The organism is Euzebya tangerina (assembly GCF_003074135.1).
GTDB lineage: Bacteria > Actinomycetota > Nitriliruptoria > Euzebyales > Euzebyaceae > Euzebya > Euzebya tangerina.
The window spans coordinates 705,750-730,007 of record NZ_PPDK01000001.1 but is presented as its reverse complement, the minus strand read 5'-3'; the positions used below and the strand labels follow the sequence as shown (position 1 = coordinate 730,007).

Annotated in this window: 22 protein-coding genes; 18 read left to right on the top strand and 4 right to left on the bottom strand. The window is 69.2% G+C overall.

The window, feature by feature from the left end:
* Window positions 1-20: 20 nt before the first annotated feature.
* Together C1746_RS03420 and C1746_RS03415 are read right to left on the bottom strand one after the other, a co-directional pair.
* A complete protein-coding gene (locus C1746_RS03420) occupies window positions 21-458 on the bottom strand; it encodes a VOC family protein (protein ID WP_116713289.1) in 438 nt (145 codons plus the stop codon).
* A gap of 28 nt (window positions 459-486) precedes the next feature.
* Window positions 487-927 carry a helix-turn-helix transcriptional regulator gene (locus C1746_RS03415; protein ID WP_116715548.1) on the bottom strand — a complete coding sequence of 147 codons (441 nt, stop codon included), beginning with the start codon at window positions 925-927 and terminating at the stop codon, window positions 487-489.
* Between the two features lie 105 nt (window positions 928-1,032).
* Between C1746_RS03415 and C1746_RS03410 the strand changes: the two genes are divergently transcribed.
* Window positions 1,033-1,524 carry a GNAT family N-acetyltransferase gene (locus C1746_RS03410; protein ID WP_205711678.1) on the top strand — a complete coding sequence of 164 codons (492 nt, stop codon included), beginning with the start codon at window positions 1,033-1,035 and terminating at the stop codon, window positions 1,522-1,524.
* A 25-nt stretch (window positions 1,525-1,549) separates the two neighbouring features.
* Here the strand turns inward: C1746_RS03410 and C1746_RS03405 are convergent, their stop codons facing one another.
* Window positions 1,550-2,542 carry an MBL fold metallo-hydrolase gene (locus C1746_RS03405; protein WP_205711677.1) on the bottom strand — a complete coding sequence of 331 codons (993 nt, stop codon included), beginning with the start codon at window positions 2,540-2,542 and terminating at the stop codon, window positions 1,550-1,552.
* Window positions 2,543-2,670: 128 nt separating this feature from the next.
* Between C1746_RS03405 and C1746_RS03400 the strand changes: the two genes are divergently transcribed.
* From C1746_RS03400 to C1746_RS03325, 16 genes are all read left to right on the top strand, one after another.
* Entirely contained in the window at window positions 2,671-3,858 is a 1,188-nt protein-coding gene (locus C1746_RS03400; RefSeq protein ID WP_116715545.1) for a Gfo/Idh/MocA family protein, read from the top strand.
* A gap of 22 nt (window positions 3,859-3,880) precedes the next feature.
* The gene (locus tag C1746_RS03395) at window positions 3,881-5,395 is read left to right on the top strand and encodes a sugar ABC transporter ATP-binding protein (protein WP_116713288.1); all 1,515 of its coding nucleotides are present in this window, start codon (window positions 3,881-3,883) and stop codon (window positions 5,393-5,395) included.
* Window positions 5,392-6,372 carry an ABC transporter permease gene (locus C1746_RS03390; RefSeq protein ID WP_116713287.1) on the top strand — a complete coding sequence of 327 codons (981 nt, stop codon included), beginning with the start codon at window positions 5,392-5,394 and terminating at the stop codon, window positions 6,370-6,372. The genes C1746_RS03395 and C1746_RS03390 overlap by 4 nt, the downstream gene beginning before the upstream one ends.
* Window positions 6,369-7,343 carry an ABC transporter permease gene (locus C1746_RS03385; protein ID WP_116713286.1) on the top strand — a complete coding sequence of 325 codons (975 nt, stop codon included), beginning with the start codon at window positions 6,369-6,371 and terminating at the stop codon, window positions 7,341-7,343. Before C1746_RS03390 ends, C1746_RS03385 begins: the two co-directional genes overlap by 4 nt.
* The gene (locus C1746_RS03380) at window positions 7,343-8,665 is read left to right on the top strand and encodes a substrate-binding domain-containing protein (RefSeq protein WP_116713285.1); all 1,323 of its coding nucleotides are present in this window, start codon (window positions 7,343-7,345) and stop codon (window positions 8,663-8,665) included. The genes C1746_RS03385 and C1746_RS03380 overlap by 1 nt, the downstream gene beginning before the upstream one ends.
* A gap of 61 nt (window positions 8,666-8,726) precedes the next feature.
* On the top strand, window positions 8,727-9,905 hold the full coding sequence (locus C1746_RS03375; protein WP_162867326.1) for a CaiB/BaiF CoA transferase family protein: 1,179 nt from the start codon (window positions 8,727-8,729) through the stop codon (window positions 9,903-9,905).
* A 2-nt stretch (window positions 9,906-9,907) separates the two neighbouring features.
* On the top strand, window positions 9,908-10,582 hold the full coding sequence (locus tag C1746_RS03370; RefSeq protein ID WP_116713283.1) for a GntR family transcriptional regulator: 675 nt from the start codon (window positions 9,908-9,910) through the stop codon (window positions 10,580-10,582).
* Between the two features lie 34 nt (window positions 10,583-10,616).
* Window positions 10,617-11,147, top strand: coding sequence for a cupin domain-containing protein (locus C1746_RS03365; protein WP_116713282.1), 531 nt, complete (start codon window positions 10,617-10,619; stop codon window positions 11,145-11,147).
* Window positions 11,137-12,918, top strand: a complete 1,782-nt coding sequence (locus tag C1746_RS03360; RefSeq protein ID WP_116713281.1) for a transketolase C-terminal domain-containing protein — start codon at window positions 11,137-11,139, stop codon at window positions 12,916-12,918. The genes C1746_RS03365 and C1746_RS03360 overlap by 11 nt, the downstream gene beginning before the upstream one ends.
* Entirely contained in the window at window positions 12,915-13,697 is a 783-nt protein-coding gene (locus C1746_RS03355; RefSeq protein ID WP_205711676.1) for an SDR family NAD(P)-dependent oxidoreductase, read from the top strand. The genes C1746_RS03360 and C1746_RS03355 overlap by 4 nt, the downstream gene beginning before the upstream one ends.
* Window positions 13,694-14,446: an SDR family NAD(P)-dependent oxidoreductase gene (locus C1746_RS03350; protein ID WP_116713279.1), complete on the top strand. Its 753-nt coding sequence runs from the start codon at window positions 13,694-13,696 to the stop codon at window positions 14,444-14,446. Before C1746_RS03355 ends, C1746_RS03350 begins: the two co-directional genes overlap by 4 nt.
* Window positions 14,427-15,503: a DUF4432 family protein gene (locus C1746_RS03345; protein WP_116713278.1), complete on the top strand. Its 1,077-nt coding sequence runs from the start codon at window positions 14,427-14,429 to the stop codon at window positions 15,501-15,503. The genes C1746_RS03350 and C1746_RS03345 overlap by 20 nt, the downstream gene beginning before the upstream one ends.
* Window positions 15,504-15,515: 12 nt before the next feature.
* Window positions 15,516-16,664: a M24 family metallopeptidase gene (locus tag C1746_RS03340; RefSeq protein WP_116713277.1), complete on the top strand. Its 1,149-nt coding sequence runs from the start codon at window positions 15,516-15,518 to the stop codon at window positions 16,662-16,664.
* A 107-nt stretch (window positions 16,665-16,771) separates the two neighbouring features.
* Window positions 16,772-19,360, top strand: a complete 2,589-nt coding sequence (locus tag C1746_RS03335; RefSeq protein ID WP_116713276.1) for an efflux RND transporter permease subunit — start codon at window positions 16,772-16,774, stop codon at window positions 19,358-19,360.
* The gene (locus C1746_RS03330; RefSeq protein WP_116713275.1) at window positions 19,357-19,980 is read left to right on the top strand and encodes a TetR/AcrR family transcriptional regulator; all 624 of its coding nucleotides are present in this window, start codon (window positions 19,357-19,359) and stop codon (window positions 19,978-19,980) included. The genes C1746_RS03335 and C1746_RS03330 overlap by 4 nt, the downstream gene beginning before the upstream one ends.
* Before the next feature lie 40 nt (window positions 19,981-20,020).
* Window positions 20,021-21,784: a GGDEF domain-containing protein gene (locus C1746_RS03325; protein WP_116713274.1), complete on the top strand. Its 1,764-nt coding sequence runs from the start codon at window positions 20,021-20,023 to the stop codon at window positions 21,782-21,784.
* A gap of 27 nt (window positions 21,785-21,811) precedes the next feature.
* On the opposite strand, the gene C1746_RS03320 is transcribed toward C1746_RS03325, so the two are convergent.
* Window positions 21,812-23,965 carry a serine/threonine-protein kinase gene (locus C1746_RS03320; protein ID WP_116713273.1) on the bottom strand — a complete coding sequence of 718 codons (2,154 nt, stop codon included), beginning with the start codon at window positions 23,963-23,965 and terminating at the stop codon, window positions 21,812-21,814.
* Window positions 23,966-24,119: 154 nt separating this feature from the next.
* Here C1746_RS03320 and C1746_RS22910 point away from each other — a divergent pair, with 154 nt between their 5' ends.
* On the top strand, window positions 24,120-24,254 hold the full coding sequence (locus C1746_RS22910; RefSeq protein ID WP_276309948.1) for a hypothetical protein: 135 nt from the start codon (window positions 24,120-24,122) through the stop codon (window positions 24,252-24,254).
* Window positions 24,255-24,258: the final 4 nt, after the last annotated feature.

The following is a 24,258-nucleotide window of genomic DNA, read 5'->3' as shown; positions in this document are numbered from 1 at the left end:
TGGTGGCGGAGTGGTGAGGATCAGGCGTGCGGGAACTCGCTGCCGTCGTACTCCGTGCGCTCCACCAACACGCACCAGTTCCCCTGGTTGTCGCGGAAGACGGCCTCCACCCCGTAGGGCCGCTCGGCGGGCGGCTGGACGAACGTCACACCCTTGGCCTCCAACTCCTCGAAGGTCTGCTGACAGTTGTCGGTCGACACACCCAGCCCGGGGTTGTCGCCGGAGGCCAGCGACCGCCGGATCGCCTCGGCGTGCTCATCGGTCAGAGGTGGTCCGGGGACCATCAGGGTGACCTCCAGCTCCGGGTGGTCGGGGTGCCGGACAGCGACCCAGCGGTAGCCGTCGCCCATCGTCATGTCGGTGGCCTCCTCGAAGCCCAAGGTGTCGATGTAGAACGCCTTGGCCTCGTCCTGATCGGTGACCCAGACGGTGGCGAGTGAGATGTGTGTGATCGTCATGATCGGACCGTAGCGAGGTCCGGCGGACTCACGCTTCTCCAGAATTGCGGTCCTCCGGGCCCTGCCAGCCCCGCATGAACACCCAGCAGCCGGGGATCTTCGGGACCCCTCGTTCGGCATAGGATGCCTGGTAGGCCGAGGGGCTCATCCCGACCAGCGCCCGGAACTTGGTGGAGAACGACCCGAGGCTCGAGAACCCGACCAGCAGGCACACCTCGGTCACGGCCAGGTTGGACGTACGCAGCAGGTCCTGGGCCTGGGCGATCCGGCGCTCGGTCAGGTAGCGGGCGGGTGTGACGCCGTAGGTCGCGGTGAAGCAGCGCAGGAAGTGGTACTTCGACACCCCCGCCGCCGCGGCCAGGCCGTCGAGATCCAACGGAGCGGCGTAGTGACGGTCGGCCAAGTCCTTGGCCCGCCGCAGGTGCGCGAGCAGGTCCTCGTGGACCCGGGGGGTGGCAGCTGCGCCCATGTCCGACGACGATACGCCGCTGACCGTCGACCGGGCGAGGCCGCTGGCGGGCTCGGAGATCAGCGGCTCGACACCAATCACCAACCGAACAGACTCGAGAACGGCATGACCACGCACACCATCCGCACCGCCACCGCCGACGATCTGGCCCGCATCAAGGAGATCGCCGTCGACGCCGACATGTTCAGCGCCGACGAGGCCGAGTTCTTCGATGACATGCTCCACGGAGCACTCGACGGCAGCCTCCAAGGCCACGAGTGGCGTGTGGTCGAGGCCGCCGACGGCACCGTCGTCGCCGCGGCCCAGTTCGCGCCCGAGCCGTACGCCGACCGGATGTGGAATCTCTACTTCATCGCGGTCCACCCCGACCACCAGAGCACCGGCATCGGCGCAGCGGTGATGGACCACGTCGAGGACGATCTCCGCGGTCGGGGTGAGGGCGAAGCACGAACCCTCGTCGTCGAGACCTCCTCCACTGACCAGTACACCCGCACCCGCGCGTTCTACGCCCGACTCGGCTACGTGGAGGAAGCCCGCATCCGCGAGTTCTACGGCCCAGGCGACCACAAGGTGGTCTTCTGGAAGCAGCTGAACTGACACACGTCGAGCCGACCTCGATGACCTAGCCGATCGTGATGACCGAGCCCACGGCCGGCTGCACGTAGGCCTCCGGTAGGCCAGCCTGCATCGCGGCGTGCGCGCGCAGGCCGCTGCAGTGCATCGGCATCACCATGTCGGCGCCCATCTCGCTGAAGGCGTCGACGGTCTTGGCGACGTTCTCCTGGGGGGTCGTCGGAAATCCCAGGTGGAATCCGCCCATGACGGCACGAACCCGCCGGTCGCCACCGGCGAGGTCCACGGCACGACGGCAGGTGTTGATCACCCCGGCATGGGCGCAGCCGGTGAGCACGACCAGCCCCTCGCCTGCGACGTCGATCACCAGTCCCTGCTCGTCCCACACCTCGTCCAGGCCGAACGCGCCATCATCATCGACCTGGTACAAGCCGGGGGCGCCGATCGGCTCGGCCGGTGGGCGGGGGCCCTCGAAGTCGACCTCCCGTGGGATCTCACCCGTCGTGCGCAGCCCCCAGCCCAGGTCCAATGGCTCTCTGGTCAGCACCGGGGCCCCACCTCGGACGTCCAGTGAGTCTGCGGTGAAGTCGCGGTTGTAGAAGGGTGAGGTGCGACCGTCGGGCATGACGGCGTACCGGGGGAGGAACGCGTCGGGGTGCGTTGCGACGGGCGTACGGCGGTTCTCGGTGAGCTCCAGCACCCCGTGGATCCCGCCGTAGTGGTCGGGGTGACCGTGCGAGATGACGATGTGGTCGATCGTGGCCGGGTCGATCCGCAGCGCGGCCAGGTTGTGGGCCATCGCGCTTCCGGTGATCCCCACGTCGAACAGCACGCGGCTCGAGCGCTTCCCCCGCCACGCCTCGACCAGCAGGGAGATGCCGTTCTCGGCCACCGGGATCGTGTGCTTGGGGTCGAAGTGCTCGACGAGGCCGTTGCGGGTGACGCAGTGCAGCGCCCCCGCGTCCGGGTCGAGATCCGGTAGGAGCATGTCGATCTGGTTCTCCATGACGACGGTGATCTGGACGCGGTCGGCTGTGAACACGGGGTGGCTCCTCGGAACGGGGATGCCAGATCATACACGATTCACCTAAACAAATATTCTTCTTGACATCATGCATGATCTGCGATGAGATGCACGAAACACGACGACTTGCAACCCAGGAGCCATCTGTGGAGAGCCACGCCATCACCCTGCTCGGGACCGGACTGATCGGGAACTTCTACGCCGAGACGCTGCACGCCTTCCGTGGACGTGACCGGGTCGGCTGCGTCTACTCGCGGACCCAGGAGCGTGCTGACGCGTTCTCGTCCCGCTGGGACATCCCCCACACCGCCACCGACATGAAGGAGGCGATCAACCACCCGGACACCGACACAGTTGTCATCGGGCTGCCCAACTCCCTGCACGAGGAGGCCGTGATGCTCGCCGCGGAAGCTGGCAAGGCCGTCCTGTGCACCAAGCCCCTGGCACGCACGGCAGAGGAGGCCAAGCGCATGCTGGACGCCGTGGAGAAGGCTGGCGTCTTCGCCGGCTACCTGGAGGATCTCTGCTACACCCCCAAGACGCTCAAGGCCCTCGAAGCGGTGAACAACGGCGCCATCGGCGACGTCACCTGGGTCCGCAGCCGTGAAGCTCACCCGGGACCCCACACCGCCCACTTCTGGAACAAGGAGACCGCCGGCGGCGGCGCCATCATCGACATGTCGTGCCACTGCATCGAGATCATCCGAAACTTCGTCGGCAAGGGGAACCGGCCGGTCGAGGTGATGGCCTGGGCCGACACGCTGGTCCACCCCATCGACCTCGAGGACAACGCGGTCGCGCTGGTGAGGTTCGACAACGGCGCCATCGGTCAGTTCGAGTGCTCGTGGACCTTCCGGGGAGGCATGGACCTGCGCGACGAGGTGTCGGGGACCGACGGGATCGTGCGCATCGATCACTGGCTGCGGACGGGGCTCGAGATGTACTCCACCGGCCAGGGTGCCGGCTACGTCGCCGAGAAGGCCGAGACCGACGCGGGCTGGCTGTTCCCGGTCGGCGGTGAGGCCTCGGCGCTGGGCTACGTCGACATGTTCCTCGACATGTTCGACGCCATGGACGAAGGTCGCGAACCCGCGGAGACCTTCTACGACGGCTACGTCGTCAACGCCGTGATGGACGCCGCGTACAAGTCCGTGGAGACCCGTGCCTGGGAACCGGTGCACGTCGAGTGGCGACACGGCGAGACGCCGCGGATCGCCAAGGACATCGAGCGGCACGACGGGAAGATCGTCCTCAAGAAGGAGCTGCTGCCCGACGGACGGACCAACCTGATCCTGCGCGAGGACGACGGCGCGGTCTCCGACGTCATCATCTAGACACCGCGACGCACCTGCCATCATGTCGACACCGTCGTCGGATCAACCGATCCTGGAAGCGCGCGCGCTCACGAAGCGCTTCGGCGCACTCGTGGCCGTCGACGCCGTCGACCTCACGATCGCGCCAGGCAGCGTCACCGCCGTGGTCGGCGAGAACGGCGCCGGCAAGTCCACGCTCATGAAGCTGCTGACCGGTGTCCACCGGCCGGATGCGGGCGATCTCGTCGTCGACGGCCAGTCGGTGCGCTTCAAGCACCCGCTGGAAGCCCGTCGTGCCGGCATCTCCATCATCCACCAGGAGCTGTCGATCCTCCCCGAGCGCTCCGTGGCGCAGAACGTCTTCCTCGGCGTCGAACCGCGCGCCCGCGGCGTGGTGGATCGTCGCGCCATGCATCGGGCGACCCAGGCGCTCCTCGACCGCCTCGGCGTCGCCGACGCCGTGCGGCCCGACGATCGGGCTGGCGACCTGACGCTGGCACGACAGCAGATGGTGGAGATCGCCAAGGCACTGGCCGTTGACGCCCGCGTGCTCATCATGGACGAGCCCACTGCGGCGCTCGCGCCACAGGAAGCCGCGGCCCTGTTCACCTTGATCGGAGATCTTGCGACAGCCGGGACGGCGGTCGTCTACATCAGCCACCGGCTGGAGGAGGTCTTCCACCTGGCCGACCGGGTGGTCGTGCTCCGCGACGGGCAGCGCGTCGCCGAACGGGACGTCGGCGAGCTCACCGAGCAGGACGTGGTGCGGCTGATGGTCGGGCGCGACCTCGACGAGTACTACCCCGACTGGGCAGGGCCCGAGGACATCGGTGAGGTCGTGCTCCGCCTCGATGCGGTGCGCAATGAACGGGTCGGGCCGATCTCCCTGTCCCTCCGTCGTGGTGAGGTGCTCGGGATCGGCGGCCTGGAGGGGGCCGGGCAGGCCGAGCTGGCCGACGGCATCTTCGGTCTGGTCCCCTTCACGCACGGGTCCGTCGACGTGGCTGGAACGCGCTTGGACGTGCAGTCTCCCCGCCAGGCGGTGGCTGGCGGCATCGGCTACGTCACGGCCGACCGCAAGGGCGAGGGTCTGGTGGTCACCCTGTCGATCCGCACCAACGCGGGGATGACCGCAGCGGCGCTCCGACGCACCGAGGGACTGCGCGACCGCATCATCGCCCTGCTCGACCGGTTCGCGCTGAAGTACCGCAGCGCCGAGCAGCCGGTCGCCGAGCTCAGCGGCGGCAACCAGCAGAAGGTGGTCCTCACCAAGTGGCTCACGGCCGATGTGGATGTGCTCCTGCTGCACGAACCCACGCGAGGCATCGACGTCGGCTCGAAGGCTGAGATCCACACGGTCCTGCGCGACCTGGCCACGCAGGGCATGGGGGTGGTGATGATCTCCTCCGAGATCCCCGAACTGCTGGGGGTCTCCGACCGCGTGGTGGTGCTGCGCCGCGGCACCGTGGCCGGGGAATTGCCGGCGGATGCCTCCGAGGAGGACGTGATGTCGCTGGCGACCGGCATCACCCTCGATCAGCTCTCGGGTGCCGCATGACAACGGCCTCGACTGTGATGGCACCGCTGTGGTCGCGCCGCCAGGTGGAGCCGATCTGGCTGGTCCTGATCGCCGTCCTGATCGCCGCGCTCGCGATCACGACGCTCAGTGGCGAGAGCATGCTCTCCTCCACGAGCCTGCGGACGATCGCGATCGGATCGACGGCCCTGGGGTTCGTCGCCGTGGGCCAGACCCTGGCCATGGTCGTCGGGTCCTTCGATCTGAGCGTGGCCTGGACGGTCACCCTCGGCGCGGTGGTCACGGCGGCCGTCATGGACGGCCAGGCCGGCATGGCCGTCCCCGCCGTGGTGGCCGCGCTCGCCGCCGGAGGGGTGGTCGGAGCCGTCAACGGCCTGGTCATCGCCCGGCTCGGCGTCAATCCGCTGATCGCCACCCTGGGCACGGCGCTGCTGTTGAACGGGGCCCTGAACGCCCTGGTCGAGGGTCGCGTCGGCAGCGTGTCGGAGGGCTTCCGCGAGTTCGGCTACGGGAGCCTCGGCGCGGTCCCGCTCTCCTTCGTCGTCCTGGTCATCGTGGCTGTCGCTGCCCACCTCTGGCTCCGTCGGTCCCGCACCGGCCACCACGTCTACGCCATCGGCGGGTCGCAGGACATCGCCCGTGCCTCCGGCATCCGTGTCGAGCGGGTGATCGTCGCCGCCCACGTGGTCTGCAGCATCCTCGCCGCACTGGCCGGCGTGTACCTGGCCAGCCGGCTCGGCGGGCCCGACACCGGTGTCGGCACGCGTGGCGGCTACGACCTCGAGTCGATCGCGGTCGTCGTGCTCGGCGGCACCGCCCTGGGGGGCGGTCGCGGCGGCGTCCCGGGAACGGTGGCGGCTGTTGTGATCTTCGCGGTGCTGGAGGTCGTCCTCAACGTGCTCGGCGTCGACCCCTTCGCCAAGACCATCGTCGAGGGCCTCGTCATCATCGCCGCTGTAGCCAGCTACCAGCTGCGCCGGACGGAGCCGGCCCGATGAGCACGCTCGCTCTGCCCAGCCGACTGCGCCTGGATGCCCAGGCGGCGCCGTACCTCGTGATGGCGGCGGTCCTCGTGGCCATGGTGGCGTTGCAGACCACCCTGCTGGACCCGTCGAACTTCCTCACGTTCTTCCTCAAGCCCGTCATGCCGGCCGCCCTGCTGGCCGTCGGCCAGGTCTTCGTCGTGACGGCCGGCGACTTCGACCTGTCCGTCGGCTCGCAGGTCACGCTCTCGGCCATCCTGGCCTCGGAGGTCGTCGGCGGGGAGGACGGCCGCTGGCTGCTCGGACTGGCCGTCATCATGGGTGTCAGCCTGGTGGTGGGACTGATCAACGCCGCTGTGACGCTGCTGCTCAAGGTCCCCAGCCTGCTCGGCACCCTCGGCATGCTGCTCGTCCTGGATGGCACGGCCCGGCTGGTGACCGACGGCGTCCCCAGCAACATCCTCCCGGAGGCGTTTCGCCAGTGGGGTCGTGGCGGCTTCGCCGTCGACCCTCTGCTCCGGCAGCTGCCGTGGTCGGTGGTGATCGCCGTCCCCGTCATGATCCTGGCTGGCGTCCTGCTGCACCGCACCACCTTCGGCAACCAGATCACCATCGTCGGGGGCAACCCCCGCGCCGCCCGTGTCTCGGGCATCCCCTCCGCCGCAGTCCGCTTTCGGGCATTCCTGCTCTCCAGCACCCTCGCCGGCATCGCCGCCTTCCTCCTCTCCGGCTTCACCGGCGTCTCCCTGGACCTGGGCACGGGACTCGAGTTCCAAGCCATCGCCGCCGTCGTGCTCGGCGGAGCAGTGCTCGGCGGCGGCAAGGGGTCGGTCCCAGCGGCCGTCGCCGGCGCCGTGACGCTGGCCGCCCTCTTCACCGTCCTGAACCTCCTCGGACTACCACAACCCCTCCGACTCACCGTGCAGGGGCTGATCCTCATCGGCGCTGTGGCCATCGCAGCCCGATCCACTCGAAAGGGAAACTGATGACGAGCCGACACCCAGCCAGGACCCTCTGGGCCCTCCTGATGGTCCTGACGCTCCTGCTCGCGGCCTGCTCCACGGCAGATGACGGCGACGAGGAGACCACCGACGCGGCGGCCGACGACACCGCAGCCGAGGACGAGCCTGCCGATGACGAGCCGGCGGGGGACGAGTCCGCTGACGCAGAGCCTGCTGACGACGCAGCAGCGGATGACGAGCCAGCGGAGGAGGAGCCGGCCGACGACGGCGGTGACGACCTGCTGGCCCAGACCGACTTCTTCGTCCAGGAGGACTTCGAGGCCCAGCTGGCGCTGGCTGATGCAACGCCGGAAGGACCCGACGACCAGCCCTGGCTGCAGCAACTCGACCCGACCATGGTCGAGACGACCGACTTCGCCGTCGACGGCGAGGGCGAGGTGTGCTTCTCCAACATCTCCGAGGGCAACGGCTGGCGTGCCCAGGGCGCCACAACGGCACAGGCCGCAGCCGAGGACATCGAGAACGTCACGCTGAACTACGTGGACGCCGAGGGTGACGACAACCAGCAGATCGCCGACATCGAAGCCCTGGTGGACGGCGGCACCTGCGACGTGCTCATCGTGGCTCCCTTCACTGCGGACGCCTTGACGCCCGCTGTGGAACTTGCTTGCGACGCCGGCCTTCCGGTCGTGGTCCTGGCGAGCCCGGTCAACAGCGACTGCCAGACGACCTACGTCAGCTCGATCGGGGGCTACCTGTTCGGCTACCAGGGTGCCGAGTTCATCGTGGAGAACGCCGAGCCCGGCGCCAACGTCCTGGCGCTGCGCATCCTGCCCGGCGTGGCCGAGCTCGAGTGGCGCTGGGGTGCCGCCGTCGAGGCCTTCCGCGACTCCGACGTCAACGTCGTGGCGGTGGAGTTCACCGAACAGGACCCGACGGCCACCAAGCAGATCGTGACCGACGCCATCCAGCGCTTCGGCCAGATCGACGCGGTGTGGATGGACGCCGGCGCAGCAGCGATCCCCACGATCGAAGCCTTCGAGGACGCGGGTCTGGAGGTCCCGCTGATCGTCGGCGAGGACGAGAACCAGTTCCTGCAGGCCTGGGCCGAGGGAGACCTGAACGCCGTCGCCCCGACCTTCCCCAACTACCAGTGGCGGACCGCCATCGAGGCCGCTGCGGACATCCTGGAGGGCACGCCGGTGCCCGAGCGCTGGATCGTGCCGCAGCCAGCCATCCAGACGGCGGAGGAGCGTGATGAGGCGATCGCGGAGGAGCTCGGACCCCTCTTCTACGCCCTGTGCGGCTGCCGTGACCTCGGCAGCTTCCCGGACGCCTACTCCTGAGCGGTCCGTCACCGCCTCACCCGTCATCACCGCCGCCCCACCACACCTCGCAGAGGACATCGTGTCACACGCCACCAGATCGTCGCCCGGCGCACCCCCCCTCCGCGGGGTGCGGGTGATCGGCCTCGAGCAGTCCGTCGCCGGGCCCCTGTGCACCAGGATCCTGGCTGACATGGGGGCCACGGTGACCAAGTGGGAGCGAGCTGGCGAGGGTGACTTCGCCCGCCACTGGGACGACCACGCCGCCGGTGAGTCGGCGCAGTTCTGGTGGCTGAACCGTGGGAAGGGCTCCGTCGCCGTCGACCTGTCGGACGCTGGGCAGCGCGACGCGTTCATGGCGCAGCTCCACGACACCGACGTCCTGGTCCTCAACATGTCCCCGCGAGCAGCGGGTCGACTGGGCCTGACCGAGCGGCGGATGCGCGAGGAGTACCCACAGCTGGTGGTGTGCCACATCTCCGGATACGGGGCCGAGACCAGCTTCGCCGACCGCAAGGCCTATGACATGCTCGTCCAAGCCGAGAGCGGGATCATGAGCCTGACCGGCACGCCCGACACACCCACCCGTGTCGGCGTGTCCATGTGCGACGTCGCCTCGGGGATCTACGCGGCCACACTCGTTGTTGCGGCCGTCCACCGGCTGCGGCAGGACGGACACGGGGCGTTCCTCGACGTGGCCATGCTCGACGTCGCGGCCGAGTTCCTCGGGCCGATGCTCACCAGTGCCGCCAATGCCGGCATCACCTACCCCCGCATGCCCCAACACCATCACGCCATCGCGCCGTACGGCGTCTACCCCTGCACCGACGGCAAGGTGCTGCTGGCCATCGAGCAGGACGCGGAGTGGTCGAGGTTCTGCGACCAGATCCTGCACGCCTCCCATCTGGCCCACGACGAGCGCTTCATCTCGAACCTCGACCGCGTCAGGAACAGGGAGGCCGTCGACCAGCTGGTCCGCGAGGCCTTCGCCTCGGTCACCGTCGACGAGGCCGTCGAGCTCCTGGCGACCGGTGGCTTCGCGTACGCGCGACTGAACGACGTGGGCGCGGTGCTCGATCACCCCGTGCTCGGGGAACGGGGCATCGTCCAGACCGTCCCGGCTCGCGGTGCAGGTTCGGTCACGACGATCGACGGCTTGGCCGCGCGAGCCTTCGGGACGGTCCGGATGCGAGAACGGCCACCGACGTTGGGGGAAGATGGGAACCCGTTCGACCACCAGGCCCTCGAGATGTTGGAGTGAGTGTGGCCGTCACCAAGAAGGACATGATCGCTCGAGGACTGCGTGAGCGAATCGCCAACGGCGAGCTGAAGCGCGGGACCAGGGTGCTGCAGGACGAGCTGGCGGAGGAGTACTCCACCTCGATCACCCCCGTTCGCGAGGCACTTCGGCAGCTGCAGGCGGAGGGTCTGCTCGTGGGCACCGCCCACCGAGGCGTCCGAGTCGCCGAGGTCGACCTCGAACGGGTCAAGGGGACCTACATGCTGCGGCGGCTGGTCGAGCCGTATGCGATGCAGCGCGCCACCATGCGGATGACGCCGGCCGATCTGATGGCTGCTGAGGGGATCCTGGACGAGATGGAGGAGGCCGACCCCGCTGCGGACGGTCTCCGCATCTCCGAACTCAATCGACGGTTCCACTTCCTGTTCTATGAGCGCTCCGGTCCCGAGTCCTTCGTCGACGGCATCGCCGATCTGTGGGCCGACTTCCCCTGGGACCTCCTGCGGGTCGCCAGCGAACGGGTCCCCCAGTCGATCGTCGAGCACCGCGAGATGCTCGCCGCGGTCCGGGCTGCCGACCTCGACCGTGTGGCCGAGGTCACCTCCCGCCACGTCCACAACGGCTACGTGTCGCTGCTCGCGCACCTGACCGACGGCGCCCAACCCCCCGACGACCCGTTCGAGCTGCTGACCGACTGAGGTCGACCAACGACTCGACAGACCCGGAGCCCCCATGACCATCCCCCACGACCGCACCTTCTACGACCGCCATGGATTCGATCGCCTCAGCGGCGACGGAGCTGGCGCGGTCGCCGAACTGGACGAGCACCTCGCCCAACTTCGGGGCGACATCTCGTTGAAGGCCAACGTGTACGACGAGGCCGTCCGGGCCGACTTCCCCGCGGCGACGTGCGCCATGCCCATCAACCTGCTGCTGTGGCCGGAGCGGCGCATGGACTGGGTGCTGATCCGAGCCGGGGCTGGGGCCGCCTGGCCCACCCACGTCCATGGCTACGGCGATGAGTTGTACCTGGTCATCGCCGGCGAGGCGCAGGTCACGATCGGTGACACCGTCCACGACGCCGGCCCGCTCGACCTCTTCCACGTACCCGCCGGCACGCCACACGGCTTCCACCTGCCGGAGGACTACGAGGGCACCTTCGACCTGTTTGCCGTCAACTCCCCGGGTGTCGCCCATCACCTCCGCTCCCGCTACTGGGCATCCGAGCCACTGCCGGGACCGGGAGCGCCCGATGCTGGCTGAGACCATCGCCGGAACGCACCGGACCGTCACGGCACCGTTCGCCGAGGCGCTGGTCGCAGCAGGCCGGCGCCATGACGACCTCGTGGTGCTCAGTGCCGACCTGTCGAAGTGGACCGACGTCCTCCCCTTCGCCCAGTCGTTCGGTGACCGGTTCATCCAGGTCGGCATGGCCGAGCAGAATCTGATCGGCATCGCGGGCGGCCTGGCCAAGGCCGGATGGCGGCCGGTGGTGGTCGGCTTCGGGGTCTTCCTGACCCGCCGGGCCTACGATCAGATCTCGATGTCGTTGGCCACCGGCCCGAGCAACGCCGTGATCGTCGGATTCCTGCCCGGTGTCACCAGCCGGTTCCGGGGCACGCACCAGGCCATCGAGGACGCGGCGTTGATGCGTGCGGTGCCCGGCATGCGCGTGCTCGACCCCGCCGATGCAACCGAGCTGCGGCAGGCCCTCGACACCGCCCTGGACCGCGGTGGGTTGACCTACATCCGGGCGATGCGTGGTCAGGTCCCGCTGCTCTTCGACGACCCGACCCCTGAGCTGCCCAGCCACCGCGTGCTGGCCGACGGCGCCCACGACGTGGCCGTCGTCTCGACCGGTCTGGCGACCACTTGGGTGCGTGAGGCGCGCGAGTTGGGCGCCGCTGCTGCCCATCTCCACGTGGCCTCGCTCAAGCCCTTCCCAGCCCAGGTGGTGGCCGATCTGGCCCGGTCTCGCAGACGGGTGATCACCGTCGAGAACCACGTGCGCCATGCCGGGCTTGGCGCCGCCGTGGCGCTCGCCCTGGCCGACCACGGCGTCGGCGTGCCCGTCACCCGGCTTGGTCTGTCCGACGCCTGGCAGGCCTACGGGACCCCCGACTACGTCCGTGACCAGGCAGGTCTGTCGCCGACTGCCATCGCCGAGGTGATCCGAGGGCGGAGGGCCATCGCGCCCGCCGGGCATCCGGCACAGGCGGCTCCGCAGCCGATCGTCGCCTGGAGTGGCCACAGCCACGACCTGGCCCGGAGGATCCGACACAACGTCGTGCACATGTGTCGGCGGCGAGGGCAGGGCTACGCCGGGCAGGGCCTGCAACTCGCCGACGTGATGGCCGTGGTCTTCGCCGATGTCCTGCGACACGGCGCGGACGGGCAGCCGACTGACCGCTTCGTACTCTCGACCGGGCACAGCGCCATCGCCCTCTACGCCACCCTGGGCGCCCTCGGGGTCTACGACGACGAGCAACTGGCGACCTACGGAGCAGACGGGTCGGCCATCGAGGAGTCGCCACTGGAGGACGCCCCGGGCTTCGAGGTGACCGGTGGCTCGCTGGGACAGGGGCCCTCCCAGGCCGTCGGGATCGCCCTCGGCGAGCGCTCTGCCGGTCGTGACGTGCACGTGATCTGCCAGCTCTCCGACGGCGAACTGGACGAGGGCGCGGTGTGGGAGGCCTTCATGGCAGCCGCCCACCACCAGCTGGCCAACCTGACGTTCTTCGTGGACTACAACGGCGAGCAGGCCGACGGGGCGATCGATGACGTCATGGGACTCGAGCCGGTGGTCGACAAGCTCACCGCCTTCGGGCTGCACGTCCAGCGCCTGGACGGGCACGACCACGACGCACTGCGGGCCGCATTCGCGACGGCCCGATCGGTCGCGAGCCCGGCGGCCCTGGTCCTGGACACCGTCCCCGGGAGAGGGGCCCCGACCCTGGAAGCACACGAGAAGGTCCACTACGTCCGCGTCGACGACGACGTGTGGGCGCAGGCACTGGCCGAGGTCGCGCCGTGAGCCGGGTGGCCCTGATCACCGGCGCTGCCCAGGGCATCGGGGCCGCGACGGCAAAGCGGCTGGCCGCCGACGGCGTGGCCGTGGCCGTGGCCGACGTCGACACCGAGCAGGCCGAGGCGTTGACCGCAACCCTCCCCGGACCGGCGCTCGCCGTCCACGTCGACGTCACCGACCGCACCACCATCGAGGCCGGCGTCCAGGAGACCGAACGCACCCTGGGCCCCATCACCGACCTGGTCAACAACGCCGGCATCCAGCGCATCGGCGCCAGCGAGTCGCTGGACCCCGCCCGCTGGGCCGAGGTCGTGGCGGTCAACCTCACCGGCGTCTTCGAGTGCTGCCAGGTCGTGGGATCGCGCATGCTCGCGGCCGGACGCGGCGCGATCGTCAACCTCGCCTCCTCAAACTCCGAGCGCGGGATGCCCGGCCGGACCCCGTACTGCGCCACCAAGACCGGCGTCGTGGGCCTGACCCGCGCCCTGGCGACGGAGTGGGCGGCCCGCGGCGTGCGCGTGAACGCCGTCGAACCCGGCTACATCGGCACACCGATGGTCGCCAACGCCATCCAGATGGGGCTCATCGACGAAGACGGGCTGCTGGACCGGATCCCGGCACGGCGGGTCGGCGCTCCCGCTGAGATCGCGGCCGCGATCGCCTTCCTGCTCTCACGCGACGCCAGCTACGTCACCGGAACAACCCTGGCGGTGGACGGCGGCTTCCTGGCCTACGGCGCACCCGCGCCGACCTCGGCCGACCAGACCAGGACCCTCGACCCATGAGCGGACCTCTGGACGGTCGCACCGCGGTGGTCACCGGCGCCGCGGGTGGGCTTGGGCACGGCATCGTCGGGCGGCTGGCCGCCGACGGCGCCACGGTCATCTGCGCGGATGTGGACACCGACGGGCTGGAGGCGCTCGTCACGAGTCTCACCAGGACCGGCGGCCACGCGGTGGGCGTCGAGTGCGACCAGCGCGACCTCGATGCCGTGGGCCGACTGGCCGAGGCAGCAGACGATCTCGGCGGCGCCGACATCCTGATCAACAACGCGGCGGTCTACGCCTCGCGACCGTGGACGGAGATCACCCCGGAGGAGTGGGACCGGACGCTCGAGGTGAACCTGCGCGGCTACTTCCTCTGCGCCAGGGCCCTGCACCCGCAACTGCAGGAGTCCGCGGCCGGACGCATCGTCAACGTGGCGTCCCTGACCTTCTTCGTGGGGTTCGCCGAACTGCTGGACTACGTCGCATCCAAGGGCGGTATCATCGGCTTCACGCGGACGTTGGCCCGAGAGGTCGGGCCGGACGGGATCACCGTCAACGCCATCTCACCCGGCGCCTTCCCGACTGCGGCCGAAGCGATCCACCCCGACCCGGCGGGGTACAACCAGTGGGTCCTGGACCAACAGGCGCTCAAGCGACGCGGGACACCCGAGGACATCGGCAACCTGGTCGGCTTCCTCGCCAGCGACGCCGCATCCTTCATCACCGGCCAGACGATCGGGATCGACGGTGGCTGGGTCACGCACTGAGTGGTTGCCGCCGGATCCCGTGGCCTGGCGGCAGCGGGTCGGCCGGGGCAGCCAGGTCGCCGACGTGCGGCTGGTGGAGTTGTCCGATGGTGCCGGCCGCGGCACTCGACTGCTCGAGTTCGCGAGCCCCTCCGGGCTGACGCTGGACGTCGTGGTCGATCGTGGGTTCGACCTGGGGGCCTGCCGGCTCGGTGGGATGCCGATCAGCTGGATCTCCCCTGTGGGCACTCGCGCACCCGGCCTGGCCACAGCGGAGCACCTGGGGTGGCTCCGCTCCTTCGGCGGCGGGTTGCTGGCCACCGCGGGGCTGGACCACACCATGTTCCCCGAGGAGGACGAGACCCGCTACCTGGCGTACCCGCCCAAGACGACGTCGGCCTTCCCGCTGCACGGTCGGCTGAGTGGCGAGCCGGCGCGGCTGCTCGGCTACGGCGTCGACCATGATGCCGGCACGCTCTGGGCGGAGGGGCTGGTGCGGCAGGCGGGCGTCTTCGCCGAGGTGCTCACGCTGCGACGACGCGTTGAGATGGACCTCCGGCGGCCGATCATCACCCTCCGCGACGTCGTGACCAATGGCGGGCACGTGCCGACACCGCACATGCTGCTGTACCACGTCAACGTCGGCTGGCCCCTCCTCGACGAAGGGGCTCGACTGGTGACCACCGCCGTCGAGGCCATCCCACGTGGCGACCACACGGTGCGTGGCTTCGACCGCATGGGCCAGCCGAAGCGGGGAGCCGTCGAGGAGGTCACCCAGCTGCGGTTCGACGGCGAGCGGGCCGTGGTGGCCCTGGCCAACGACCGGCTCGGCCTGGCGTTCGTGGAGCGGTTCGACACGGCGGTGCTCCCCGATGTGTTCGTGTGGCGGATGCTGGCCGACGGCACCTACGTGCTGGGGTTGGAGCCATCGACCAACGGGCCGGAGGGCCGAGCGACGGCGCGGCAGAGCGGCCGGCTGCGGACGCTGGAGCCGGACGAGTCGGTCTCCTACGACCTCACCCTGGAACTGACCGACGATCTGGCGGGGCTTCCCCCACCGGGGCCAGCCCACGCCTGAAGGGAACGTGCGATGACGGACGAACGAACCAGACGGGTCCAGGCGGTCCTGGACGAGCTCGAGGCGGACTGGGCGGTGCTGACCTCGCAGGAGGCCGTCGCGTACGGGCTGCAGCACATCGCAGCGGTCGAGGCCGGACCCTCTCCCTGGGACGGGGGGCCCACGACCGGTGTCATCAGCCGAGATGGCACGGTGGGGCTGGTCTGCCACGAGCTCGAGGTGCCGGTCGCGCAGGCGTCGGCGGTCGGCACGTCGGACGGGGTGATCGTCAGCTACGAGTGTCTGGGCTTCACCGATCATCGCCCGCTGGGCGAGAAGTACGCGGCCAGCGTCGCCCAGCTGTTCGACCAATTGGACGTCGGCGGGGTCGTCGCCGTCGAAGGGGCACAGGTCCTGACAGCCGTGACCCGCGCTGTGGAGGAGCGTGCCACCGCGACACGGACGCTGACCCAGGCGCTGAACCGACAGCGAGCCATAAAGACCGAGGCGGAGGTTGCCGCCCTGCGCCGTTGTGCCGAGGTCACGGCCGCCGGCCACGCCGTCGTCCGCGCAGGTGGGCACGAGGGGCGGACGGAGCTCGAGCTCTTCCACGACGTGCGTGCGGCGATGGAGGATGCCGCTGGCCAGCGCTGCGCTGTCACCGGCGACCTGGTCTCCGGACAGGCCCGGACCGCGGCGGTCGGCGGCTGGCCCGGCACGCGCGAGATGGGACCGGGGGATGCGATCATCGCGGATCTGGCTCCCCGCGTCGACGGGTACTGGGGCGACTCCTGCACCACGACCTGCATCGGGGAGCCGACGCCTGCGCTGGCCGATCTCTACCGGCTCGTCCACCACGCCTGGGAGCAGGTCCTGGAGACACTGCGGCCCGGCGTGACCGCCCACGACTTCGACGCCTCGATCCGCTCGATCATCACCGACGCCGGGTTTGCCAACCCGGTCCACATCGGCCACAGCATCGGCACCTCGGTCCACGAGTGGCCGCGCATCATCCCCGGGGAGCACGCCGTCCTCCAGGCGGGCATGGTCGTCCTGGTCGAGCCTGGCGGCTACCGTGACGACGTCGGGGGCGTCCGTCTGGAGAAGATGTTCCTGATCACCGAGGACGGCAACGAGCCACTCAGCCCCTTCGACATCCCGCCCGCGCTGCCCTCCGTCTGACGTCCCCGGAGACTCGGGGGTGCACGGCACCCGTCGGCGTGGCACTATGCGACACATCGTCTCATTGAGACGGTCAGTCTCACTGTGACCCTGCCGAGGAGATCCCCGTGCAAGCCCTGCTTCGACCCATCACCACCGCCGTGGCCGCCAGACCCGGCATCACCATCATCCTGGTCGTCCTGTTGACCGCGCTCCTGGCCTCGTTTGCGCCGCAGCAGGAGCTGTCCAACGACTCCTCCGCCTTCTCGCCCACCAACGACGAGGTGCTCGCCGCGGAGGAGCTCGCCGAGCGCTTCGACGACGCCGGGACGACGACGTTGCAGGTGGTCGTCACGGGCGAGGACGTGATCTCCGCCGATGGTGCAGCCACCCAGCTGACGATCGAACGGGTCGCCCAGGACGTCTTCGGCGACGCGTTGCTCACCCCCGAGGGGGCGCCGGGCGCCGCCATCGGCTACCTGACGCCGGCCATCGCGGCCGCTGCCCAGCAGGGGATCGATCTGGCGGCTGGCGATGACGCCCAGGTCGACCAGTTGCAGGAGCTGGCACTCAGCGGCCCGCCACCAGGGCAGGCGCCTCCGCCGGGCACGGCACCGCAGGGCCAACAGGGACAGGGTCAGGCAGCCGACGGTCAGACGCCCGGCCCGGGCGAAGAGGCCCAGGCGCCCGATCAGGCAGCGCCTGACCAGGCAGCCCCTGACCAGGCAGCCCCTCAGGGCCAGGCGCCCCCCGGCGGCGGCGCCCCCGGGCAGGGCGGCGGCGGACTGGGCTTCGCGGCACAGCTGTCCGCCGGTGAGGACCCCACGCAGGCGCCGTCCGGCCTGGTTCTCCTGACCCTGGACGACACCGCCTTCGCCGACGAAGCCGCCCTGGCCACGGCCCAGGGCGAGTTCGCCGACACCCTGGAGGCCGAAGCCCCGCCCCTGGACGCTCTACCGTTCTCCTTCCTCCTCGTCGCTGACCCCGGTGAGGACTTCCAGGCGGAGGTCGGTCGTCTCTTCGGCATCGCCGCGCTGGTGATCCTGATCGTCCTGGCCTTCGTGTTGCGGGCCAGTCGTGGTCAGAACCTGGGACTGTTGGGTGCCGTCCGGCGGTCGCTTGCCGACATGGCCTTGGCGCTGGTGTCGGTCATGATCGGCATCACCTGGCTCCAGGGCATCGCCGTGCTCCTCGGACCGAACTACCTGGGCCTGATCGGCCAGGCGACGCCGCCCACGCAGATCGTGCCGATCCTGCTGCTGGCCCTGGGCGTGAGCTACACCATCTACGTCCAATCGCGCTACCGGGAGGAGCTGAACCGGTCAGCCAGCCCCACCCCTCGCGAGGCCGTCGCCAAGCTCGGGCCCACCATCGGCGTGGCGCTGCTGCTGTCGATGGTGACCACCGCCATCGGGTTCCTGACCAACCTGGTCTCTCCCATCCCGGCGATCCAGGACCTTGGTGTTCTGGCGGCCGCCGGCATCGTCGTGATCTTCCTGCTCACCCTGACCGTGCTGCCCGCCGGTCGTCTGCTGCTGGACCGCATCCGTGAGCGACGTGATGCGCCCACGGTGCCCCGCCATGAGGTCGCGACCTCTGAGCGCTCACCGTTCGCCCGCGCTGCCCTGTTCGCGCTGACCCCGGCGCTCAAGGCCCCCTACGTCGTCCTCGGCGTGGTCCTGGTCCTCTCGGCCGGCGGAGCCTGGTCGCTCACGCAACTGGACGTCGAGTTCGACGTGACCGCGTTCCTGCCACAGGATTCCCCGCTGGTCGAGGCGGTCGGTGTACTCGAGCGCGACTTCGGAGGTGGCCTGGCCGAGACCACACAGGTCCTGGTCGAGGGGGACGCCGTGAACGACGAGGCGTTCGTCCAGGTGGTCGATCAGCTCCGCACCGACCTCGTGGACGTCGAGGGCGTCGTCGACGTGGGCGGTAGTTCGGACCTCGCGGCGGAGATCGACCCCGAGGCTGGTGCCTATGACGCGCCGGCCGCCCGGCTCTCGGTCCGCACCCAGTCCGAGGAGGTCGGGGCCGCCACCTTGCAGGCGTCCATGGACGAGGCACTTCAGCCCATTCAGGACCTGGGCCTTGCGACGACCGTCACCTCCGACGAGATCATCACCGACGGTGTCATCGACGGCCTCTCATCCTCCCAGATCACCGGTCTGCTGACGACGCTCGGGGCCGTGCTGCTGCTGCTGATCGGCGTCTACGCGGTGCGAAACCGGCAGCCACTGCTCGGCGTGATCATCACCCTCCCCGTCGGTGTGGTGGTGCTCTGGGTGTTCGGCCTCATGTACCTCACCGGCATCCCCTTCGACCCGATCACCGCCATCATCTCGGCCCTGGTGATCGGGGTCGGGATCGACTTCTCGATCCACTTGGGCGAGCGCTTCGTGACCGATCTGGAGGAGGCCGGCGGTGACGTGCCGACGGCCCTGCGAGACTCGCTGACCCACACCGGCGCAGCCCTGGCCGGGTCCGCCTTCACCACGGTGCTGGGCTTCACCTCGCTGATCTTCGCCTCGATCGTCCCGTTCCAACGCATGGGCATCGTCACCGTGTACGCCGTGGGACTGGCCCTCCTGTCAGCGCTGTCGGTCCTCCCGCCGCTGCTGGTGCTCTACGGTCGACGGCGCGGCGGACACCTCCACGCCGTCGAGGGTGACGCGCACGACCGCCACCCCGACGACTCCACTGCTGTGCTGGCCGAGTGACGGACCTGGAGGAGTCGCGGGAGGCCGAGACCGACCCGCGGGTGCAGCGGACCCTCGAGGAGGTTCACGCTGCAGTGCTGCGGCTGCTGGCGGACGGCGGCATCGAAGCGGTCACGCACAGCCGGGTCGCGGAGATCTCGGCCGTCAGTCGGGCGACGGTCTATCGACACTTCTCCGACCGCGACGATCTGATCGCGAGCGCGTTGGCAGCCAGCGTCCCGCCGACCGTTCCGGTCCAACGGACCGACGATGCCATCGCTGACCTCCGCGCCTTCTTGAAAGCGGTCGGGGCGGCGCTCTGCTCCCAGCAGGCGCTGCCCGATCTGATCAAGCTGGCCAATCGGGCCAGCCGCGATCCGGATCTCGCCGTCGCCCGCCAACACATCGTGTCGCTGGGCGACTCTCCGGTCACGCCGCTGCTCCGGGACGGCATCGCACAGGGATGGCTGCGCGACGACCTCGACATCGAGATCGCCACCATGCAGCTGATGGGGCCGCTGTTCGCGGTGACCGCGCTCGCGTTGGCAACGGTCACGGATGAGTTGGTGGACCGGCACGTCGACGCTTGGCTGACCGGCCATGCCGCACCACGTTCCGTGAGCCGTCTCGACCAAGAGTAGTAGTTCTCAATCTTGCACGGGAGGGGTCGAAGACACCCCCATGACCTCCCTCTCCCTGCGCGCGAAGCTGCTGATCCTCGCCGGCGTCCCGCTGCTCGTCGCGGTGATCGCCCTCGCCGCTCTGGCCCTCCGTGCCCAAGCCGACGCCCGTGTGGCCACTGCTGAGGTCGAGCACCTCGACGACCTGGCGGTCCTGACCGACATCGAGGCCGCCCTTCGCGCCGAGAGCTGGCTCTATCGTCTGCGAATCGACAACCCGGGCGGCGGCCCCGTCCCCGACGAGGTTGGACTCACCTTCGCGCATCTGGCCGAGCAGAGCGACGCCTCGATGGCCACCATCGAGGCAGCCGACCTGACGGTCGACGAGCAACGCGCAGTGACGGAGTTGTACGACCGCTTGATCGCGGTCCGACAGGCGATCGCAGACCAGGACCTCCGAGCCGGAAGCGAGGCCCTCGGGCGGCTGCACGGCGAGTTGGCCTTTGCCACGACCGCCGCGCGCGCCTCCCGCGTCGCCGGGCTGGACAGCCGCTGGCTGGGCTTGGCCGCTGCCCAGAACGCCGTCGTCCTCGCCGGGCACGAGACTGCCGACGCGATGTGGCGGCTGCACGTGGGAGCGTTCGCGCAGGCGGCTCCGCCGGGGGCACCGGGGCCACAGGCGCCCCGTCAGCTGCTGGGTCCGAACAACGCGACCCGTGAGAAGCTGGCCGAGGCGAGGATCTGGATCAACGGTGGGATCGAGGAAGGCCAGCGTCCGCCGGCACCCGGCGAGGACCCGGCCGGTCCGTGGCGTCAGGTCCTGCGTGACGCACAGCACAGTGGCCAACGACCCTTCGACCTCGACGAAGCGGGCGTCGCTGACCTCCTGCGGCTGAGTGACGCCTACCGGGCCGACGTATCGCTGCTGGCGGATCAGATCACCGACGACCTGTACGCCGATGCCGCCAGCCGGGCGGACCAGGCGCAGCGAACGGGCCTCATCAGCCTCGGCGCGTTGATCTCCGTCGTCATCGCAGTCATCACCGCCACCATCTCCGTCCTACGCCGACTCACGCGACGGGTCGACACCCTGGTCGAATCCGCCACACAGATCGCTGAGGGCGACTTCTCCCTCGAGGCCGCCGCGATCGGCACCGATGACGAGATCGGGCGCATCGCCGGGGCGATGGACGAGATCCGCACCAGCCTGCAGCTGGTCGACGACCAACTCCACGCCCTGGCGGAGGGAGACCTGACGGCGCCGGTCCTGTCCGACGGATCGGCCGGGGGGCTCGGCCAACGGCTGCGCCTGGCGGTGGGCGAGCTGAACCGCAGTACCTCGGACCTGATCGACGCGGCCCACCAAGACCCCCTCACCGGCCTGCTGAACCGGGCCGGCCTCGACAAGCACACCGAGCCCCTGCGCGCCGTCGACGACCTGGCTGTGCTCACCCTCGACCTGGATGGCTTCAAGCCGGTGAACGACGCCTACGGTCACGCCGTCGGGGACGAGTTGCTGTGCCAGGTCGCTGACCGGCTGAAGAGCGCCGTCCGACCTGAGGACGCCGTGGCCCGCACCGGTGGCGACGAGTTCGTGGTCGTACTGGCGGGGGTCGACCCCGAGGCGGCCAGCGCGATGGCAACCCGACTGGCCGAGGTGGTGGCCGAGCCGATCGATGGCACGTCCGCCGGGCACACCATCAACGTGGGCGTCTCCGTCGGCCGGGCGATGGTCGCCGACGGCGAGGCGTTGAGCGACGCGCTCGAGCGGGCCGATCAGGCCATGTACGCGCGCAAGCGAAGCCGCCAGCCCGTCTTCCAGTAGCGCGGTGCGCCGCAAGGCGCCTACGTATCACCGAGTGCTGATTAGAACGACACGACCGTTCTCGATGTCAGTCACCCAAACGCCTCCGGGCCCAGCGACAGGGGTGTCAGGTCGGCCTAGGTCCTCCACGACACCTGTCACCCTCATCTGCTCGAGATCGAATCTGCTTACCGTCGAGTTCACCCGGTCAGGCACCCACAGCGCCCCATCGATGACCGCGGGTGTCATCGGGCGCCCACCGATGTCGAACGTCGCCTCCACGATTGCCTGATCGGGACGGATCTGTGTGAGCGCACCCGCATCTCGATTGGCCACCCATAGAGCGCCGCCGCCAACGACGGGCTGTTGTGCGCCGTTGCTTACCGTGATGTCTCGTAGGATCTGTGCGCTCGCCGGGTCGACCTGCACAACACGACTAGGCTCGGAGGTAGCTAGCCATAGTGTGCCGTCGAAGAACACCGGTGCGGATGGAGACCCCCCAATCGGCACCGTGTCAGTCACCTCACGCCGGTCCAGATCAACCCGGGAAAGCGTTCCATCATCGCCGTTGCTGACCCAGGCGGCACCTCCGACGATGGTGGGAGTCCTGGGATTCTCCCCGACCGACACCGTGTCGGTCACCCGTCGGCTGCTGATGTCGATCCGCGAGAGCGTTCCGTCGTCGCGGTTGGGAACCCACAGGGCGTCGTCAGTGACGGCAGGGATGAAAGGGTTGGCTCCGACCTCGACGGTTGCGGTTACCACCTCGGCAACAGGATCGATTTGCACCACTTGGTTGCTGCTGATCAGCGTCACCCACAACTGGTTAGAGGCACCGGCACGAACTGGTGTCTCGGGCACTCCGCCGAGCGGGACCTGACCGGTGGCTTGACCGCTTGAGGGGTCAATGCGAACCAGAGCAGCCGGGCCGGAAGCGGGGGCCCAGAGATCGAAGATGGGATCGCTGAGGATCGAGAAGGCTGCCGTGCCGACGTCGATGCTGCTCAGTACGTCGGGCGGAGCCGCGGATGCGGACGCCACGGCTGACGGGGTAGGGATTTGCTCATCGGGGGGTGGGGAGTTAGTGATCTGTGCCGGATCGGAGCTTGGCTGCAGCGATTCCTCGGCGCCCTCGTTAGGCGTCGTTTCCGCAGCCGTACTGTCATCGGCCTGGCGGTCAAGCGTCGTGGACCACCACCACCCGCTTGCCAGTAACGCGACGAGGCCGACCGCGAGCGCTGAGAGCTTCAGATCGCGTCGGCGAGTGACTGGCGAATCCGGCCTCGGTCGTGGCTCCCTCGGCGGCGCGACCTCAACCTTAACGGTGGTCAGTTCGTCGTCGGGAGCGTGCAGAGGAGTCACCTCCACACTCATCTGTCGCTGTAGAGCCTGCAGTTCCCGGCCAAGTTCAACTGCACGCTGCGGGCGTGCCTCCGCACTCTTCGAAAGACAGCCTTCCATCACGTCGGCAACCGCGTCCGGAACACCGATCTGCCGTAGGTCAGGCGGCTGATCAGCGTGAATCCGCACGATCATCGGAAGCACAGACTCTTCCTCACGATCAGCCATGAACGGGGGCCGACCAGCCAACATGGCATATAGCGTCGATCCCAGTGAGTAGATGTCCGACGCAGCCGACGGTCTCACACCGTCGAGGATCTCGGGAGGAGCATGCGCAATAGTCGCCGTCACGATGCCGGTACCGGTCTCGTGCCCGCCGGCCACCCGTGCGATGCCGAAGTCGGCCAACTGCGGCCCGTACTTCGAACTCAGGATGTTGGCGGGCTTGATGTCACGATGCAGAACTCCCGCCTGGTGCGCCGCTTCCAGAGCACCGCTCATCCTCACGCCCAGCGCAAGCACCTTGGACCAAGGCCACGTGGCTCCCTGATCAAGGTCGTCCTGGAGCGACCCCCCGGGAACATAGGCCATGGTCAGATAGGGATGGCCGCTCTCCGTTGAACCGGCGTCGTAGACGGTCACGATTGCGGGATGTTCCGAGAGTTGGCCCATGGCACGACACTCGCGTTCGAAGCGCTGTCGGACCTGCGGATCACTATGCGCAGCCGTGATCACCTTGACGGCGACGACCCTGCCGAAGGCTGGTTGCCTGGCGCGGTAGACGGTTGCGTGGCCTCCACTCCCAACGAGCACCGCGTCCGTCAGTCCAGGGATACCGAGGTCGAGGGGCTCAGCCGACACGGGCTGTCACCCGTCGATTGAGTTGAACACATCCGCCCATCGCCTCGAACGCTACCTTGCGCGCCGTAGTGGTTTAGAGAGCCACCGGCCGGAATAGCGGCATGGCAACCCGACTGCCGAAGTGGTCGCAGGGCCGATTGAGGGCTCCTCCGCCGTGCACACCATCACCGTCGGGGTGTCGGTGGGCCGTTTGATGCTGTCCGACGACGAGGAGTTGAGCGCCGCGCTTGAACGGGCCGATCAGGCCATATACGCCCGGAAGCGAAGCCACCAGCCGGTCATGAGCTAGCCGC

Bases quoted from the DNA above. Each gene is read 5' to 3' on its own strand.
- C1746_RS03420 (WP_116713289.1), bottom strand. From the start codon at position 458: ATGACGATCACACACATCTCACTCGCCACCGTCTGGGTCACCGATCAG.
- C1746_RS03415 (WP_116715548.1), bottom strand. From the start codon at position 927: ATGGGCGCAGCTGCCACCCCCCGGGTCCACGAGGACCTGCTCGCGCAC.
- C1746_RS03410 (WP_205711678.1), top strand. From the start codon at position 1,033: ATGACCACGCACACCATCCGCACCGCCACCGCCGACGATCTGGCCCGC.
- C1746_RS03395 (WP_116713288.1), top strand. From the start codon at position 3,881: ATGTCGACACCGTCGTCGGATCAACCGATCCTGGAAGCGCGCGCGCTC.
- C1746_RS03390 (WP_116713287.1), top strand. From the start codon at position 5,392: ATGACAACGGCCTCGACTGTGATGGCACCGCTGTGGTCGCGCCGCCAG.
- C1746_RS03385 (WP_116713286.1), top strand. From the start codon at position 6,369: ATGAGCACGCTCGCTCTGCCCAGCCGACTGCGCCTGGATGCCCAGGCG.
- C1746_RS03380 (WP_116713285.1), top strand. From the start codon at position 7,343: ATGACGAGCCGACACCCAGCCAGGACCCTCTGGGCCCTCCTGATGGTC.
- C1746_RS03365 (WP_116713282.1), top strand. From the start codon at position 10,617: ATGACCATCCCCCACGACCGCACCTTCTACGACCGCCATGGATTCGAT.
- C1746_RS03360 (WP_116713281.1), top strand. From the start codon at position 11,137: ATGCTGGCTGAGACCATCGCCGGAACGCACCGGACCGTCACGGCACCG.
- C1746_RS03350 (WP_116713279.1), top strand. From the start codon at position 13,694: ATGAGCGGACCTCTGGACGGTCGCACCGCGGTGGTCACCGGCGCCGCG.
- C1746_RS03340 (WP_116713277.1), top strand. From the start codon at position 15,516: ATGACGGACGAACGAACCAGACGGGTCCAGGCGGTCCTGGACGAGCTC.
- C1746_RS03325 (WP_116713274.1), top strand. From the start codon at position 20,021: ATGACCTCCCTCTCCCTGCGCGCGAAGCTGCTGATCCTCGCCGGCGTC.